Source organism: Microcoleus sp. N9_A2, from assembly GCF_036701775.1.
Lineage (GTDB): Bacteria > Cyanobacteriota > Cyanobacteriia > Cyanobacteriales > Microcoleaceae > Microcoleus.
In genome coordinates this window covers 1-16,862 of the sequence record NZ_JAUBRH010000048.1, presented here as the reverse complement: position 1 = coordinate 16,862, position 16,862 = coordinate 1, and the positions used below count along the sequence as shown (strand labels likewise).

The window sequence follows — 16,862 nt, the reverse complement described above, 5'->3', positions numbered from 1 at the left end:
CGCTGCACTTTACCGCTTGTGCAACCGGAAGAAAATCAAATTAACACTTTACTACTTTATCGGAGAATACCGTGACTCAATACTTTTCTACTTCTATCGAAGCCAGCAGCCCAGTCAAGAATCACCCTAATTTTCTGGAAATTGACAACTTGTTCAAGTCGTATAAAAATCCTGACGGCAGCGAATTTAGCGTCTTGGAAAATATCAACTTAAGTATTGGAGAAAACGAATTTATTTCGGTAATCGGTCACTCTGGCTGTGGCAAATCAACGCTCCTAAAAATAGTGGCGGGTTTGGAAAAACAGAGCGGCGGAATGGTGACACTGGAAGGAAAAGAAATTCGCAAACCTGGAGCCGATCGCATGATGGTATTCCAGCACTACGGATTGCTGCCTTGGCTGACGGTGCGGGAAAATATTCGGCTGGCAGTTGATGAAGTTTTGCAAAGTCTTAGCCGTTCTGAGAAGATTAGTCTTGTCAACGAACACCTAGCAATGGTAAACTTAACATCGGCAGCCGATAAATATCCAGACGAAATTTCAGGGGGCATGAAACAGCGGGTTGGGATTGCGCGAGCTTTGGCGATTCGACCGAAAATGTTATTAATGGACGAACCGTTTGGAGCGCTGGATGCTCTGACTCGTGGCAAGTTGCAGAAACAGGTGCTGGACATCTGGGAAAATCACAGACAAGCTGCAATGATGATTACTCACGATGTGGATGAAGCTATCTATATGTCCGATCGCATTGTACTGATGACAAACGGGCCGGCTGCGACGATAGGTGAAATTTTGTCAGTGCCGTTTGCGCGCCCGCGCGATCGCCAGGAGTTGCGGGAATCGAAGGATTATTACGAACTCCGCAACTATGCTTTGAATTTTCTCGATCGCTACTTTACCCAAGACGAATAACGCCCGACGGACAGACCAAACAATTCACTTAAGAGAGGTCAAGCCTGTGAAGCTCAAAACAATGTTAGCGCGTTTTGAAAGTGCATTGGGATATCAAAATTTAGCAGAACAAATGGTGTTGCTGCCGGAGCCAACATTACCAGTTTCTAAGAAATCAAAATCGCCAAAACAGGCAAAAACAATCAATTTTATTGTCGGTTACAACAGTTATCCCCAAAGTCAAATAGCTCTAGATATTACCCTTTGGATGGCGCATCAAACTCGTTTAGTAACAACTAAAGAAGTCACGGTTCAAGTCGTATACGTAATCGACGAATCGCCAAAAAGTTACCGCGAAGATACTTGCAAATTTGCTGTAGCAAATGCCTTGGCCGCACAGCAGAAAGTGTCTGATTTAGAGGAAACATTCGCCCTTAATTGTGCAGCGCCTGGGCTCGCCTTACCAACCGAAATCCCATCGGTATCCCAGCAAAAAACTTTGATCGATCCGCATTATTTCCAAGCAATTTATGGTCAAAATAATGAGTACGAGGTAGCAGATAAGTTGCTGTGGCAAGCGCGCTGTTTGGCTGAGGAGTGGCGCGGTTTATTCAAAGCTCATTTACGCATTGGGCGGGTTGCTACAGAACTGAGAAATGTGGTTGAATTAGAATCAGCAAATTTACTGTTTTTGGGCTGTGGTTCTGGCAACCATCGGCTGGTTAGGGAACTAGGCAATAATTTTCCCTGCTGCGTGCTCGGGATTCCTTCGGCACTCACTTATCAGATGGATTTTGGGCCTGAAGAAAGTTTGAGCAAGTTGCAGTTCGCTACAGCTATGTCTGTACGTTAAACTTGTTCAGTGCTGGACGCGGAACCTAATTATGTAAGGTGCGCAGTGCGCACCCTACGACTTTATGTAGCGCGTCAGACTATTTTTTTGCCTTAGTCCTATCTCGATAAAAAATTAAAAATAGTTTCCTCGCTCCAAGTCTCAATTACGAGACAATTGGGACTTTTTTTTGATTATTGAGATGTTTAAAATTAGAGTTAAGGAAAATTATCGACATTTACCTGATCCTAGACAGTTCGTTAACTAATTTTATCCTTCCCCGGCACACAGAACGCAGGAGGCGATCGATCGAGCGTTTATCTTCCTCAGTTAAAGTTTCGTCAAAAATAGCCGCCATCAAACCGTATCTATCAGCTAAAGTAATGTAGCCTGTATGATTCACTTCGGCAAACAGCTCGCCCAAAGCAGATGGAATCAGGTTGACAGGAGTTTGCATAGAGATTGAGTCTCAACTTGACGATCGCGCGATCGGTCTTTTCTGCGGTAACAGAGGGCGATCGCACTCTTATATTTTGTAAGTATATTCCCTTAAAAGGTGTGACAATAAACAGTAAAAATTTGTGATAGCCAACAGCAAAAATTGTGAACTAAATCACATTTTATATTTCCCAATTATGTTAAGGATTGCAGTTGCGTTTGAGCGCAAACAGAACAACTGAAAACTTAATTTTTTCTAAAGATTGTAAATCTGTACTTCCTCCACAGGTTCAGCTAACTCAAACTTAAACACCCGGGAATAGAAATAGAATTCGCCGTCAAGAGTTCTTTTGATATTTTCAGCGCGGCGAAAACCGTGCTGTTCCCCTTCATAAGCAACATAAGCAACCGGCAAACCTTTAGCTTTCAATATCTCTACCATCATTTCCGCTTGATTGGGCGGAACCACTTTATCTTCTAATCCTTGAAAGAAGATAACAGGACAAGATAAACGTTCGGCAGAATGAATGGGAGAACGAGCTACATACAAATCTTTTCGTTCAGGATAAGGCCCAATCAATCCATCCAGATAGCGCGCTTCAAACTTGTGAGTATCCGTTGCCAAAGCTTCCAAATCGCTAACTCCATAATAGCTTGCACCGGCCTTAAACACATCGCGAAAAGTAAGAGCACACAGAGTAGTGTACCCCCCTGCACTGCCTCCGGCGATCGCCATTCTTTCGCCATCAACTAAATTCTTTTGAGCTAAATATTTAGCACCGTTAACGCAGTCGTCAACATCGACAATTCCCCAACTATCTTGCAGTCTTCTTCTGTATTCTCGGCCGTAACCAGTGCTACCGCCGTAATTAACATCGAGCACGGCAAAACCGCGACTCGTCCAATATTGAATTTTCAAATTCATGCTGCTAGAAGTAGCAGCAGTTGGGCCGCCGTGACTTTTGACGACAAGCGGCGGTTTTTCACCCGTAGGTGCTGCGAAATCTTGATTTTTTGGGGGATAGAAGAAACCGAAAGCAGTCAAACCGTTTTCCGTGGGAAATTCGAGCGGTTCCGGTACAGATAAATAACCAGAATTGATGCTTAAATCGCTCGATTTCCGCAAAATTTGTAGTTGACTTGTTGCTAAATTTAGTTGTACAATAGCCGTAGATTCAGTCGGCGAACCTGCGAGAAAAACAACAGTTTCTCCCCGCGCTTTGACCGACGAAATATCAGTGTAAGGCGTTTCAATTGTTGTCAACTGCTTTGTCGTTAAATCAAGACTCGCTAAATACCACTGGCCTTGCTGAGTGTAGGTGCAAATAATTTTGCTTTCCGAGACAACGGCATAAGTAGACATTCCAAAAACCCACTGAGGAAGTCCGAATTCAGCCGCCATTTCGCACAAGCTGGTTTTTATCTCTGCTTCCCCCCTTACCAAGGGGGGATTGAGGGGGGTTCTAGATTGCCAGCGGTAGAAATTCCACCAGTTAGACTTGTCAGAAACAAAATACAAAACTCCATCGGGCGACCATTCCGGTTGAAAAATCGACTCTTCAACACCGCCAGCAACTAAGTATTTTTCACCTAAAGAACCATCAGCATTAATTTCTGCAACCCACAATTCTGTGCCATCCCACGGCATATTTGGATGGTTCCAACAAATCCAGGAAAGTAGAGAATTGTCTGGACTTAAACGAGGGGAAGCATAAAAATCATTGCCCTGAGTTAAGATTTGAATATCTTCGCCGTTATCTAAATTAATGCTAACAATACTATTGACAGCTTCGCCCTCACCTGCATTGTCTTCGCGCACGCAAATCAGGCGATTTCTTTGCTTGTCAACTATCACATCTGCATAGCAAGAATTAGCAGCAGGTGTCAGAGGTTTGGGTTGAGAATCTAACGCTTGAGAATAAATACGTTGGTCGGCAAAATGAGAAAAATAGACAACACCGCCAGCAACGGCAAAAGCAGCGCCGCCGTATTCGTGAACGCGAGTGCGAACATTAAAAGGAGGCGGTGTCACGTCGCTGATTTTACCATCGGGAGTGCGCCGCACGAGGACGCTTCTCCCCGCTTCCGAAGGTCTTCCCTCAACCCAGTAAATATCATTGCCGTCAATCGCAATTTGTCCGAGTCCGACAGTTCCAGAAACAATTAAATCAGAAGAAATAGGTGATTTCCAAGAGCCGTAAGGTGATACTGTATTCATATAGTTGAGGCAGTTGTGTTTCTCGAACAAAAAAATTAATATTTGTAGTTTACAGTAATTCAGTCACCGGGGAAGCAAAATGTCTAAAAAACTCGTACTAATGGATCACGACGGTGCAGTTGACGACTATCTCTCAGTCGTGTTGCTGATGACAATGGAGGAAGTGGAAACTCTGGGAGTAATTGTCACTCCCGCCGACTGCTACATTCAACCAGCCGTGAGTGCAACGCGCAAAATCCTTGATTTGATGGGGCGTTCTGAAGTTCCGGTGGCGGCGAGTACGGTGCGGGGACTGAACCCTTTTCCGGTGTTGTTTCGGCGAGATTCCTTTGCGTGCGATCGACTTCCCATTCTAAATGAAAAAGGAACCATTGACACGCCTTTAATATCAGAACCCGGACAAAACTTTATGGTGCGAGTTTTGCGGGATGCAGCCGCACCAGTCACATTAATGGTAACGGGGCCCTTAACAACAGTAGCGCAAGCTTTAGATATCGCGCCAGAAATTGAAAGCAAAATTCAAGAAATTGTCTGGATGGGAGGCGCCCTCAATGTTATCGGCAATGTTAGCAAAGATATGGAACCCGGACAAGATATGTCGGCGGAATGGAATGCTTACTGGGACCCGATAGCAATCGAGAGAATTTGGCAAACCCAAATTCCCGTGGTCATGTGTCCTTTAGATATCACCAATAATGTACCGCTGACTGTAGAATTTTCCAATCTCTTAGCAAAACAGCGCAAATATCCAATTTCCGACTTAGCAGGACAGTGTTATGCCCTAGCAATATCTCAAGATTACTATTTTTGGGACATTTTGGCAACTGCTTATTTAGCGCATCCAGAATTTTACCAACTGCGAGAATGGGAAACAGAAATTATCACCGAAGGCATCAGCCAAGGACGCACAAAAGTTAAAACGGGAGGTCGAAAAATTCAAGCAATGGATCAAGTAGACACCGCCCAATTTTACAAATACATATTACAACAGTGGGCGAGGTAAAAATCACAATATCTGCTATAAGCGAGCAAAATCTCCGTACAAAACCCACCCTAACGCGAATATTTGCGGGCCCTTCTCTTCCCTCTCTTCCTCTGCGCCCTCTGCGCCCTCTGCGGTAAAAAAAACTCCTCTCAAAAATGCTGCCAATTCTATCAATTATCCCCTTAGCCCAAACCCCTCCCGCACCTCAAGAAATCCTCCAAATCCAAGAAGTGCGACATCTCCCCGGACAGTTAGACAACATACCAGTATTTAACAGCAACAGTCCAGAATTAGTGCTGCAAGAAGGAATTTTGCTTTCGACATTTGCCCCGGATGGTAAAAGATTTCCGGCGGCACATTTAAACTTTCCGTTTCAAGGACGTTTCGACATATTTACCCACCACATCGCCCGCGCACCTTCGCCGGAAGATTTGCGAACCTTATATCAAGGAGTAATTGTTTATAATCCAGGTAATAAACCAGTAAAATTAGATATATTGCAAGCTGCGAGTTATCTCAGTCAACCCGATGCACCTTTTATTGAATTGCCGCCGCAAGTCGATAATTCTGATAGCAATATTTACGCGGGGCCGGGAAGCCGCGCTGTGAATGATATTCTGAGAGGAAGGAGACAGTCTGACTTTGGGCCGGGGTTAATTATTCCACCGGGAAAAAGCCAACTGTTGATGAATCATCCGATACCGGTGCGGGGATTGGTACCGCCGCTTAACGGTCGATCGACCTTGATGCGGTTGCAGAGCGATGGTATAGTCTATGTTGCCAGTCTGGCGATGTTTGCCCGAGTTGACGCACAGGGAAACGAGCGATCGCCCAATTTGACAGAATGGCAAAACTTATTAGACAATGGTAATATAGCCGGGCCGCGCGATCGAACTCCCACACCACCAGAAATCACCGAAGGTCAAATAATCTACGGCCGAGTTGCCGGTGTAGCATTAGGTTCAGAATGGCGAGCACTTCTCTCAGACAACCCAGCCACCTCAAACCTAGCAATTCCCCAACCCGGAACAGCATTTTCCTACCCATTAAGCACCCTTCCGCGCGGAATGCTGGGCACAAATCAAGTGCAAAGTGCGAGAATGCTAGTCCGCTACCCAGATACAGCATACCGCGCCCACGGCAATTACGGAATTCAATACAGTCTCAGCTTGCCGCTGTACAATTCTACCCGCAACAACCAAACTGTAACTGTCGCAATTCAAACTCCAATTAAGACAGACAAATTAACTTCAGGAGGACTGAGTTTTTTAGAACCTCCGGCACCTCAAACTTTTTTTAGGGGGACGGTCAGAGTGCGGTATACTGATGACAATAAAGTGCCTCAAACTCGCTACGTGCATTTAGTGCAGCGGCGGGGACAGCAGGGGGAACCTTTGGTAAAATTAGAGATGAAATCGGGAGAAAAGCGGCTGGTAGAAGTGGATTTTATTTATCCGCCCGATGCGTCACCGCCGCAAGTTTTGACAGTGAAAACTCAGGAAAATTGAACATTAAAAATTAGTCGGTTTTTTGAAAGACTTAGGTTTTTATAGGAGATATTAAAAACTGCGCGTTTTTCCTCAGCCCGGAGGGGTTTAAACCCCCGCATCAGAGCTGCAAGTCGGTTAAAACTGAGATGTTGCACCATTGTCAAGAACAGGCAAGATGCCTGTTACACAAGAGATAAATTTCCTTGTGGAACAGGCATCTTGCCTGTTCCTAAACAAGTAATTGAGAATGGTGCAAGATGTCAGTTTTAACCGAATCAAGAGTTCGACAGAGAGAATTGATTTTTAAGAAGATGAAACCATCACGCAAACTGTGGATTATCGCCTGTGTTTTGTACGTTTTAATTCTTCTCAGTATCATGCTTTTAGCAGATACGGGGAATTTAGTCAACTTTCCTCTCGCTCATCCGCCTTATGACAAACTCGGCCACTTCATTTTGTACGGAATAGCATCTTTTTTGTGCCATAGAGCAACTGGCAAAAAAAAGATGAATTTGTTTAATTATTCTATTCCTTTCGGACCCGCAATTTTTACTATGTTCACTGCGGCGGAAGAAATGCTGCAAGCGATTTTACCAAATCGTACTGCTAGTATTGAAGATTTTTTATTTAGTTTTTGCGGGATTGCAGTTTTTTATTGGATTGGAGAAGTTTGGGATAGAACAAAAGGGCATTGATGATAGAGAAGGAAGAAGGAAGAAGGAAGTTCGGCAACGGATTCTGTAACGGATGTAACGGATGTCAGGAAGAAGGAAGAAGGAAGTTTGTAGGGTGTGCAATGAGCATCGGTTGACGAGTGTCAGCAACTTTTGTCAATGGTGACTCTGCCCGCATGGGTAAAGAGATATGGGTAGCATAAACTGGAGCAACTGTCAATATGCTGGCTGCTGCTGCCGCAGTTAAAATTTAATTTTTTTTGAACTTGTTTAAGATTAGCAATTTACCGGGATTTCTCATCTCGACAATGTGTTTGAGAGCGTTTAATCACTCTCTTCCAAAAAGGTTTGTACTCGACCGTTGGGTCGCAAAACAACTCGAATTTTCGGGTTTTTTCCATTGGAAACGGCAGAAACAAACGGCTCGCCGGCTAATGGCATATTAGTTTGCTCGATATAATCTGCTGCTGCTTTTCCCATCGGCACAATACTTTGAATTGACCCATTTTCATCGATCAGCACGCTGTATTCCAAAGTTTGTTCCATTCCTTCTGGAGGCTTCCAGCGTTCCTCAAAGTAAGTTCTAGCTTCTGAAACTTGAGGAATTGTATCAAATAAAGTGCGGTTTTTTTTGCTCGCCGCAGCCTGGTTGTTGTCCTCGGACTCGGTGGTTGGTTGAGCGTCCTCAAGGGGTGGGAGTTCGGTACTGGCGGGGGGGACAATCGGCTCGATGGAGCGGGGGAAGGGCGGCAGCGGGGGAACGGGAAATCGGGAAGCAGACAGGGAGGGCGGCAGGGGGGGCGGTACGGCGGGAGCTAGTCTCGGCGGTAAGGGGGGCAGCAGGTAGGGTACTGGTGCGGGTGCTTGGAGGTCGGAAATGGGCGGTTCTTGGGGGGCGGGAATAGTGATTGTTTGTCCTTGAGGGAATGCTGGAGCGCTCTGTGGGGCGCTGGGTGCGCTGCCGTTGGCGGGAAATAGCAGGGGTGGCTGCTGGATGGGGCTGGGTTTGTTGGTTGGGGAGGTTGGGGCGATGGCGATGGGGGGCAAGCTGGGGCTGGGGGAGGCGGCGGTGTTGATGGGTGGGGGCGGCAGGGGCGGTAAACCGGGTGTGGCTGGGGGTGTTGGTGCTGGGGGTGTCGGTAGGGCGGGAACTGGACTGGGGGAAACGCCTGCAGCTAGCTGGGGGTTTCCAGGAACGGGGGCGAATTGTGGATTGGCGGGGGCGGTGGCGGGGACTGAGGCGGTTTGCGGGGAGGTGGCGGCCCGATCGAGCATTTTAACAATTCCCGTCGTCAAACCGGCGCTGGCGACAAGCATTGCTGCCACCTTGAGCCAGGGTGAGGACAGTGGCCTTCGGGACTCGCGGTTGAGGTTGGGAAGCGCCATCACTTCGGCGGCGCAGTCATCTAGTGCTGTGGCCAAGTCAAACAGTTGCAGGGTGCTCAAGGGAACTACTGGCCCGGATTCTACGGCGCTCAAAGATCCTAAAAACAAGTTGTGGGCGAGCAAGCCGCGGGGCTCTAAGCGGGGGGGAACCGGAAGGTAGGAAGTTGGGAGAGAGTAGGGGTTGGAAGTTGCTAGTTCGGAGGTGTTGACGGCTCGATCGAATATAACGGCATTACGCGCGACTTCTGGCGAGTCTGGGCCTGCTGCGGTAAGCCCGGTTTGAGAGTTGAGGTTGCTTTCCCAATCGCGGGATTCGCTGAGCAAGTTTTGGACGTAGTTGCTGACAGCTTCGTGGAGGGTTTCGAGTTGAATTCGATCGCCCCTAAGCGTAACGTGTTGGGTATCTGGCAGCCTGGGGTCGTCGAGTCGCAGCTCGAAACTTAAAGATTTAAACACCGGTTGGCCCGCCCAGCGAGATAGAGGCGAACTTTTGGCTGTAATTTCCAGCGTGCAAGTGGGGGGCGTGAACCGTTTGAGAACCATAGCAGGAAGTCTGTTGACTGTTGACTGTTGACTGTTGGCTGTTGGCTGTTGACTGTTGACTGTTGACTGTTGACCGTTGACTGTTGGCTGATGACTAATGACTAATGACTAATGACTAATGACTGTTGTTTAATTCTTAGCGCGGTCTAGAAGAGCCAGCCAGAGTCGCCTGTGACCGCCGGGACTGCTGTAAAATAGCAAATCGATCAGGAGTTTGAGCGCCAAATTAGTCAGTTCTCGGGCGGATAAATTTTCTGCATCTTCCATACGATCGGCATAAGTGTTGCTGAACCTATCAATATAGTCTCCCAGCAAAGCGACTGTGTGAGGTTCGCGGTTTTGCTCAGCCATTTGTTCCAGCAAAGCAACAGCGCGCCGGATTAAAGCTTGGTGCTGTTTTGCCAAATGACAGCTTATCAAAACGAGCGATCGAGCTTCCTCCACATCGAGTTTTTTGCGCCCTCCGTGCCCTTTCCGCAGCGGGTTAGATTGGCGCAGCCGCCACAAAGCTACCCGATCGGCTACCATTGGCTCTAAATTCAGTTCGGCTGCTACCTTGAGCATCGCCTCTGAGCCAATTTCTGCCAGTGCTTCTAGGGCTAACAGCACTAAATCCAGTTGGGCTTTAATGTTGTCCAACTGGGTAGGTTCTGGTGCTTTTTGGGTCAATTCTTCCCAGTTGGGAGATGGGCCCGTTTCGTTTGTGGGAGCGGAGGACTTTACGGTCGAGCGCATGGCTTCAGCACGGGAAATTAAGACTGGTTGAGGCAGGATATCAAACAGTATGCAGTGATTAAAGCTTTGCGGCCTGTGGGCAACAGCACATCTGTTAATTTGTCTCCATAGCTCGTTGCTTTGATTCCGGCAATCCTAACTGCTGGACGGAGTTGCGGGTGAAAAGTTGCGGGTGAAAAGTTCGATCGATCCCCAGCAGCAAAACCCATAGATTTTCACCCCTAACCATGCTACGCCACAGAGTGACCGAAATCAAATCAGTGCTTTGAAACTATCGGGACTTATATCAATGCAAAGATCCTAGCGCTTTCTAATGCTACTTATAGTCTGTCGCTACTTATAGTCTGTCAGATTATAGTTGTCATTGCTTAATCTGCCGCAATCTATGGATATTACGGAGCAATTTGGTAAAAAAGTTAGACATTTCAGAAAACTCAGAAATCTTTCCCAAGATCGGCTTGCAGAACTATCTGAATTACATCGCACCTATATTGGCTCAGTTGAACGAGGAGAAAGGAATATAACGCTGCTTAATGCAAACAAAATAGCCAAAGCATTATCCGTTAGTCTAGCTGAACTGGTAACTGATGATGACTGAAAGAAGACTAGAGCAAATTTTAGCAAGATACCAAAACTCATTTACCGAGAAAGTTTATGCAGAAGAGAATGAAGAACACGATGTTTTAATGGATGTGTTTGGTATTGCTCCAATAATAAAAAAAGAAAATAGGCAATATTGGGGACGTGAGTTAGGTATGTGTTGGCAATTGTTAGTTACTGAAACGTGTAAAACATATTGCAGTAGCTTTCAGCCAGCATTTAAAGTTGGAAGCGATGAGCCGTGCGATCTGATTGTTGATGGGTACGCAATAGATACAAAATATCGTATTGGCTCAGGAGACTCGGGAACACTGAAGAAGTTCAAATCTTATGGCCCACTACTTCGTAATCTTAATTACGAGCCCGTCTTTTTAATACTTAGACCATTTCTCTAAAATCGTGCAACAATCTTCGACCCCCCCTAGCCCCCCCTTGCAAAGGGGGGGAACAAGAATACTGTTGCATTCTTTTTTAAAATTGGTATTAGACAAGATAATTTGCCTGCAGCTATTACAGCGTGCCAAGCAGGGACTTGGAAAGTTTACACAGGGGACGATTCGTTTGAGTTTATACAAACAATAAGCGGGTTTGATTTAAAGTCATTTCTTATTGAAAAAGTGGGAGAATTCCCTGTATACCGCTGAAACTATCAAGGCGCTTGTTGATAATCTCTATGTAGTCAGGTACTATTTCAATACCAACATACCTAATGCCAAATTCTTGCGCCGCCAGCAATGTGGTTCCCGATCCTGCGAAAGGATCGATTAGAATAGAATTTTCCAAACGCGGTACAAATATTTCAACTAGCTTTCTCATGAGAGCGATTGGTTTAACTGTGCAATGGACGTTAAACTCCTCGGTTTTCTCACGCTGTATACCTTCTAAAATATTTGATTGAAAACCACCAAACTGATCTTTAGTATAAAATACACCAGTACCATACTCCTGTAGAGTTTCCAAGTAATTATTGATCAGTGGTTTTTGAAGTACGCAGATTGCTTCCCATTCATTCCTCAGACAACTGTGCCAACCATCCCATTGTTCAGGATTTTCATATCCTTTCTTCTCGAACTGTTGTTTGATATTGACACCTTTAGGGATACCGCTCGATCTTTTATAAACAAGAATATCTCTCGCATAGAAACCGGCATTTTCAAGTGCTACTTGTACGTGAGCAACAGTCCGCGTGCTGTTGAAAACTAAAACTGTCGCACCCGGTTTGCAGATCCGAAAAAGCTGCTCGCCCCACTCCAAGCACCACTTTTCATAATCCAGAGTGTTGTTACGATTCCTTTGATACCATTTTTCGTTTCTGACTCCACCTGCTAAACCACTGCCATAGGGAATGTTTTTAACAAGGGTTTTATTTCCCTTGCCATTGACTCTTTCAATACGCCTTTGAATTTCTGAGTCATCCCATTTATGACCAATAAATTCATAATTATAAGGTGGGTCAGTGATACAAGCAGAAATATAATTTTCTGGCAATGTCTTCATCACTTCACGACAGTCGCCAACCAAAACTTCATTTGAGGGAGTTTTTTTCATTAGTCAGGCAGTTAATAAAGTGGGAAATAAACTCTTAATTATTCCACATTTGCAGTATAGTATCCATTCCGGTTGCATCAGTATGATATGTTCGTTGCGACTTGTTTGGCTGCATAGAACTATATATATAGCAATCCTAAATGACTCGTAAATTTTTTACCCCACCCCAACCCTCCCCTTACCAAGGGGAGGGAGTAAGAAATTCACCAATGATGCGAGGATTGCTATAATTACGAGTCAACCGGAAATGCGTAAATTTTGATTATTTCAAATAAACCACCGTTACACCTCCACCCCCTTCTTTTTGACTAGCCAACTCAAAGCGGGAAACCTGCGGGTGATTCGCGAGGAACTCGTGAACCCCGCGCCGCAACTGTCCCGTACCTTTGCCGTGAATTATCCACAGAACTCCGTATTCCACGGCCTTGGAAAGAGCTCTGTCTATTTCGATTTCTGCGTCTGAGACTCTCGCACCCCGGAGGTCGATCGAATTATTAGCAGTGCGAATGGCAATTTCGGGATTGGGTTTTGCAGGTTCCGCCGCTGCTTGCTTAGCTTTAGCCGTAGCGAGTGCTTGTGCTTGGGCGGCCGCCTTGGCTAATTGAGCTTTAGTTTCCGGTTTTTGACCGTCGAGGGATTCAATTTCTCCTAGTTTGACAGTCATTTTCATAATCCCAAACCGAACGCTCAACTCTTCGTTAGCATCGGGGCCGCTGAGGACTTCGGCGGTTTGGCCCAAGCTGGGAATGCGGATGCGATCGCCCACTTTCGGCATAAAACTCGGTTTGGGTTTAGCCGGTTGTTGGCGCGAGGGGAGATGTTTTTGGGAAATTTGATTTAAAGTATCTGTCGCCTGTTGGGCATTTTGAGCCGTTTGGTTGCCCGCTTGCAATTTCCGAATAATTTGAGCAATTTCTGATTTTGCCGACCCGATCGCCTCATTTACTGCCACTTCCTGAGCTATTTTTAGGTCTCGCTCCCGTTCTTGCAAAGCGGCTGCTTTTTGAGAAACCTCTCTGTGCAGTTTTTCGGTTTGGTGTAGCAGTTGAGTTGCTTCTCTGGCCTTGGTTTCCTGTTTCCGGCGCTGTGCTTCGAGTCCAGCAATTACTTGATTGACATCTTGAGAGGCTCCCCCGACATAGGTTTGAGCTTCTTCGACAATTTCTGCTAGCAAACCGAGTCTTTTGGCAATAGTGAGAGCGTTGGAACGTCCGGGAATTCCCCACAGCAACCGATAGGTTGGCTGCATAGAATTGTCGTCAAATTCTACTGAGGCATTTTCAAAGCGGGAGTCTTGATATTTGAGGGCTTTGAGTTCGCCAAAGTGGGTAGTTGCAACTGTTAATAGGGAATGTTGGGCGAGGTATTGCAACAGGGCGATCGCCAATGCACTGCCTTCTGAGGGGTCTGTCCCCGCTCCTACTTCGTCTAACAAAACTAAAGATTTGGGAATGGGGCATGGGGCATGGGGCACTTGTGCTGAGCTTGTACTGAGCTCCGTTGAAGTGCCTAGCCGAAGTATGGGGGCTGGGGAATTTGTACTGAGCGTATTTGTATTGATAGAATCCGAAGTAGCCGAAGTATTCGGAATTGGGACGTTTGAATTTTCTGCCTTTTCAGGCTGCAATTTATTAGTCAAAACTTCTAAAATGCGGCTGATGCGGCGGATGTGGCCGGAGAAAGTAGACAAACTTTGCTGCAAAGATTGTTCGTCGCCGATATCGGCAAGAATGTTGTCGAACCAAGGCAATTCTACGGGTTCGCGGGCGGCGACAAACATTCCTGCTTTCGCCATTAAAGCTGCCAATCCCAAGGTTTTGAGGGTGACAGTTTTGCCGCCGGTGTTGGGGCCGGTGATGGCGACGACGCGGATGTGCGGCCCGATCGTTAAATCGACCGGCACGACTGGAAAGCCTTGCTCGTATTGTTGCTGCCAAACTAATAAAGGATGGCGCAACTGGCGCAGGGTAATTTGCGATCGCAGGTTACGAATTAATAATTGACTGTTTTCTGAGTTTTCCTCATCTTCTTTTTCCTCATCTTCTGTTTCGGGATTTTTTGGTGCTAATTCTGGCTCTCCCAATTCGATAAATTTCGGCGGATTTGCTTGCAACCAAAAACTATAACGCGATTTAGCGGCCGCTAAATCTAAAGTTGTAACTACCACCACCAATCTGTCTAAATCTGGTTTTACTGCTGCGACTTGCTCCGTGAGGGCGCGGCGGACTGCTTCTTCTTCGGCTTGTTCTTGCCTGAGCAACTGCCGCATTTGGTTGTTAAGATTGACTGTGCTGTGGGGTTCTACGTACAGTGTCGCGCCGCTGGCCGAGGAGTCGTGAACGATGCCCGGTATGGCATCTTTTTGGGGAGCTTTGACGGGAATGACAAAGCGTCCGCTTCTTTGGGTAATTAGCTGTTCTTGTACGGCGTTGGATTGGCGCTGCAAAATCCCCTGCAATATTTGATAAATGCGATCGCGCAACTGTCGCATTTGAACTCTAATTCCTGCTAATTTAGGAGTGGCTCTGTCTGCTACTTGAGCGCGATCGTCTATACAGCGATGGATTTCTTGCTCTAGTTCGGGATAAGTCCGCAATTGAGCTGCCAGTTCTTTGAGCGTCGGCACATCTGGCTGAGAGTCAATTATCCGGCGCAATTGCCTTGCTCCAGCGAGGGTAGTAGCAATTGCCAGCAATTCTTCGCCGCTGAGCAAACCTTGCAGTTCGGCTCGCTGCAGGGAAGTGCCGATGTCTTGGATTCCTTCAAAACTCAAAGCACCGCCAGCGCGGCTCTCTAACTGATAAGCTTCCTGAGTTTGGGCTAGGAGTTCTGCTGTTTGAGCTTGAGTTGCCGGGATTTCGAGGTCGAGGGCGGCGGCAACGCCGAGTTTGGTGGCCGCGAAGGTAGCCAAGTGCTGACACAGGCGCGGCCATTCTAATAGTTCTAGTGTTTCGGCTTGAATCAAAGTTGAGGTGGTGTTGGTAATTGGCATTCTCAGGCGCTGACCGAGAAGGTGAATTTAACGATACTATTAATTGATTTTAAAGTTTTTTATTGTTTCCTGGCGCAATTTGAGAAAGTATCTGCGATCGCCCTCAGCAGTCTTTCGGCAGAAAGCTCTGATGTACCATTAATTACGAAGGAGAAAATTTGCATTTTTGCATTGCCCGTCTAAAATTATACCTTCTAGTGATACCATTCCCCAAAAAATTTGCAACTTTAGGCAAGCTCCCAACTATTATACAGTAAATCATTCCCAATTTTTTGATCTAAAATATAAAATCTAAAATGGTATGGGCGATTTGGGGTTTTGAGGAAGCGGGCATCGGTTGTTTTTTGATGTAATTGAACTATTTTGGAATTTTAAATCTGTCAGCGCAATTCTGGCGGTTGTATCCTAAAAAGTAATTTGTAGAGTTGGTAGAAGTATGGCAAAGATTCTGGCGATCATCGGGGATACTGTGACTTTTCAAGTTGTGCAAGAGTTACTCAGCCAAGAGGGACATCAGGTGAGAGTCGTTCCCGACGACAAGGAGGGTTTAGACTTGGCGAGGGAATTTTCCCCCGATGCGATAATTTGCGACGGGACTTCCCCTCAAATCAACTTTTTGGAGGTGTGCCGGCTGGTGAAAGTCGATTCCCTACGGGATAGCTTCGCTTCACGAGAATTGGCAACAGCCTATTTTATTCTGCTGACAACACCGGAGCAATTTGATGAAATCCAAGAATTGGATGCGCCCTTTGACGATTTTCTGTTTAAACCGATTGTTAAGCAGGAATTATTGGCGCGGGTGCGCGCGTCTAAGCGATCGCACGAGTTGAGGGCGCGGTTGGAGTTCACCCAGCAAGAATTGGATCTGTCGCGCGATCGAATTCTGCAAACAGAAAAAATGTCTAGTTTGGGCGAATTGGTGTCGGGTATAGCCCACGAAATTAACAACCCAATTACTTTTATTTACAGCAATCTAACTCACGTCCAAAGCTACACAACCGATTTAATTGAACTGCTGCGATTGTATCAAAAAGAGCTAGTCAATCCCGGATCGGAAATTCTGCAAAAACAACAAGATATGGATGTGGAATTCGTACTCGACGATTTATTAAAAATTGTGAGTTCCATGCGTACCGGGAGCGATCGCATCCGCCAAATAATCTTGTCGCTACAGGATTTTTCCCGCAGCGATCGATCGGGCTGGCAGTTATTTGATGTTTCCGACGGTTTAGAAAATACTCTGTTGTTGTTGCAGCACCGCTTGCCGGCTCGCGAGGGAAGGCGAGACATCAAAGTGATGAAACAATTCGGCAATTTGCCACAGATTGAGTGTTACGCAGGTCTGCTCAATCAAGCTTTTCTGAATATCATCAATCACGCGATCGATGTTTTAGAAGAGTCGGCTCAAGAGTTGGCAGAGTTAGAATCAATCAAATTTAAGCCTGTGATTTTGAGTAAGCGTTCAGGGGGTATAAAGAAGACGAAAAACCACCCCCAAAATCAAAAAATAAAATTAGGCAGCAGTCAACAA

The 16,862-nt window shown here is 46.2% G+C and carries 15 protein-coding genes; 8 read left to right on the top strand and 7 right to left on the bottom strand.

Translation table 11 applies throughout. The features are described 5' to 3' along the window. The first annotated feature begins 71 nt into the window (after positions 1 to 71). On the top strand, positions 72 to 911 hold the full coding sequence (locus QUA44_RS22585; protein WP_333254589.1) for a nitrate ABC transporter ATP-binding protein: 840 nt from the start codon (positions 72 to 74) through the stop codon (positions 909 to 911). Positions 912 to 957: 46 nt separating this feature from the next. After that, a complete protein-coding gene (locus QUA44_RS22580; protein ID WP_333254592.1) occupies positions 958 to 1,743 on the top strand; it encodes a universal stress protein in 786 nt (261 codons plus the stop codon). A gap of 217 nt (positions 1,744 to 1,960) precedes the next feature. Here QUA44_RS22580 and QUA44_RS22575 read toward each other — a convergent pair whose 3' ends face one another. After that, entirely contained in the window at positions 1,961 to 2,179 is a 219-nt protein-coding gene (locus tag QUA44_RS22575) for a hypothetical protein (protein ID WP_333254593.1), read from the bottom strand. A 237-nt stretch (positions 2,180 to 2,416) separates the two neighbouring features. Beyond that, positions 2,417 to 4,378: a S9 family peptidase gene (locus QUA44_RS22570; RefSeq protein ID WP_333254595.1), complete on the bottom strand. Its 1,962-nt coding sequence runs from the start codon at positions 4,376 to 4,378 to the stop codon at positions 2,417 to 2,419. A gap of 79 nt (positions 4,379 to 4,457) precedes the next feature. On the opposite strand from QUA44_RS22570, the gene QUA44_RS22565 reads away from it, so the two are divergent. The 3 genes from QUA44_RS22565 (at position 4,458) to QUA44_RS22555 (ending at position 7,548) form a co-directional block, all read left to right on the top strand. Beyond that, on the top strand, positions 4,458 to 5,381 hold the full coding sequence (locus tag QUA44_RS22565) for a nucleoside hydrolase (protein WP_333254598.1): 924 nt from the start codon (positions 4,458 to 4,460) through the stop codon (positions 5,379 to 5,381). Positions 5,382 to 5,518: 137 nt separating this feature from the next. Next, entirely contained in the window at positions 5,519 to 6,871 is a 1,353-nt protein-coding gene (locus QUA44_RS22560; RefSeq protein WP_333254600.1) for a DUF3370 domain-containing protein, read from the top strand. A gap of 293 nt (positions 6,872 to 7,164) precedes the next feature. Then, positions 7,165 to 7,548: a VanZ family protein gene (locus QUA44_RS22555; protein WP_333309939.1), complete on the top strand. Its 384-nt coding sequence runs from the start codon at positions 7,165 to 7,167 to the stop codon at positions 7,546 to 7,548. A 303-nt stretch (positions 7,549 to 7,851) separates the two neighbouring features. Here the strand turns inward: QUA44_RS22555 and QUA44_RS22550 are convergent, their stop codons facing one another. From QUA44_RS22550 to QUA44_RS22540, 3 genes are all read right to left on the bottom strand, one after another. After that, entirely contained in the window at positions 7,852 to 9,456 is a 1,605-nt protein-coding gene (locus QUA44_RS22550) for a DUF4335 domain-containing protein (RefSeq protein ID WP_333254603.1), read from the bottom strand. A gap of 129 nt (positions 9,457 to 9,585) precedes the next feature. Continuing rightward, positions 9,586 to 10,191, bottom strand: a complete 606-nt coding sequence (locus QUA44_RS22545) for a DUF3038 domain-containing protein (RefSeq protein WP_333254605.1) — start codon at positions 10,189 to 10,191, stop codon at positions 9,586 to 9,588. Between the two features lie 94 nt (positions 10,192 to 10,285). After that, positions 10,286 to 10,420 carry a hypothetical protein gene (locus QUA44_RS22540; protein ID WP_333254607.1) on the bottom strand — a complete coding sequence of 45 codons (135 nt, stop codon included), beginning with the start codon at positions 10,418 to 10,420 and terminating at the stop codon, positions 10,286 to 10,288. Positions 10,421 to 10,576: 156 nt separating this feature from the next. Here QUA44_RS22540 and QUA44_RS22535 point away from each other — a divergent pair, with 156 nt between their 5' ends. Both QUA44_RS22535 and QUA44_RS22530 read left to right on the top strand, forming a co-directional pair. Beyond that, entirely contained in the window at positions 10,577 to 10,789 is a 213-nt protein-coding gene (locus tag QUA44_RS22535) for a helix-turn-helix transcriptional regulator (protein ID WP_333254609.1), read from the top strand. Then, positions 10,779 to 11,186 carry a hypothetical protein gene (locus QUA44_RS22530; protein WP_333254611.1) on the top strand — a complete coding sequence of 136 codons (408 nt, stop codon included), beginning with the start codon at positions 10,779 to 10,781 and terminating at the stop codon, positions 11,184 to 11,186. Before QUA44_RS22535 ends, QUA44_RS22530 begins: the two co-directional genes overlap by 11 nt. Before the next feature lie 211 nt (positions 11,187 to 11,397). Here the strand turns inward: QUA44_RS22530 and QUA44_RS22525 are convergent, their stop codons facing one another. Further along, a complete protein-coding gene (locus tag QUA44_RS22525) occupies positions 11,398 to 12,339 on the bottom strand; it encodes a site-specific DNA-methyltransferase (RefSeq protein ID WP_333254613.1) in 942 nt (313 codons plus the stop codon). A 262-nt stretch (positions 12,340 to 12,601) separates the two neighbouring features. After that, positions 12,602 to 15,304 carry an endonuclease MutS2 gene (locus QUA44_RS22520; protein ID WP_333254621.1) on the bottom strand — a complete coding sequence of 901 codons (2,703 nt, stop codon included), beginning with the start codon at positions 15,302 to 15,304 and terminating at the stop codon, positions 12,602 to 12,604. A 463-nt stretch (positions 15,305 to 15,767) separates the two neighbouring features. Between QUA44_RS22520 and QUA44_RS22515 the strand changes: the two genes are divergently transcribed. Continuing rightward, a partial coding sequence (locus QUA44_RS22515; RefSeq protein WP_333254616.1) for a response regulator occupies positions 15,768 to 16,862 on the top strand: 1,095 nt, incomplete at its 3' end.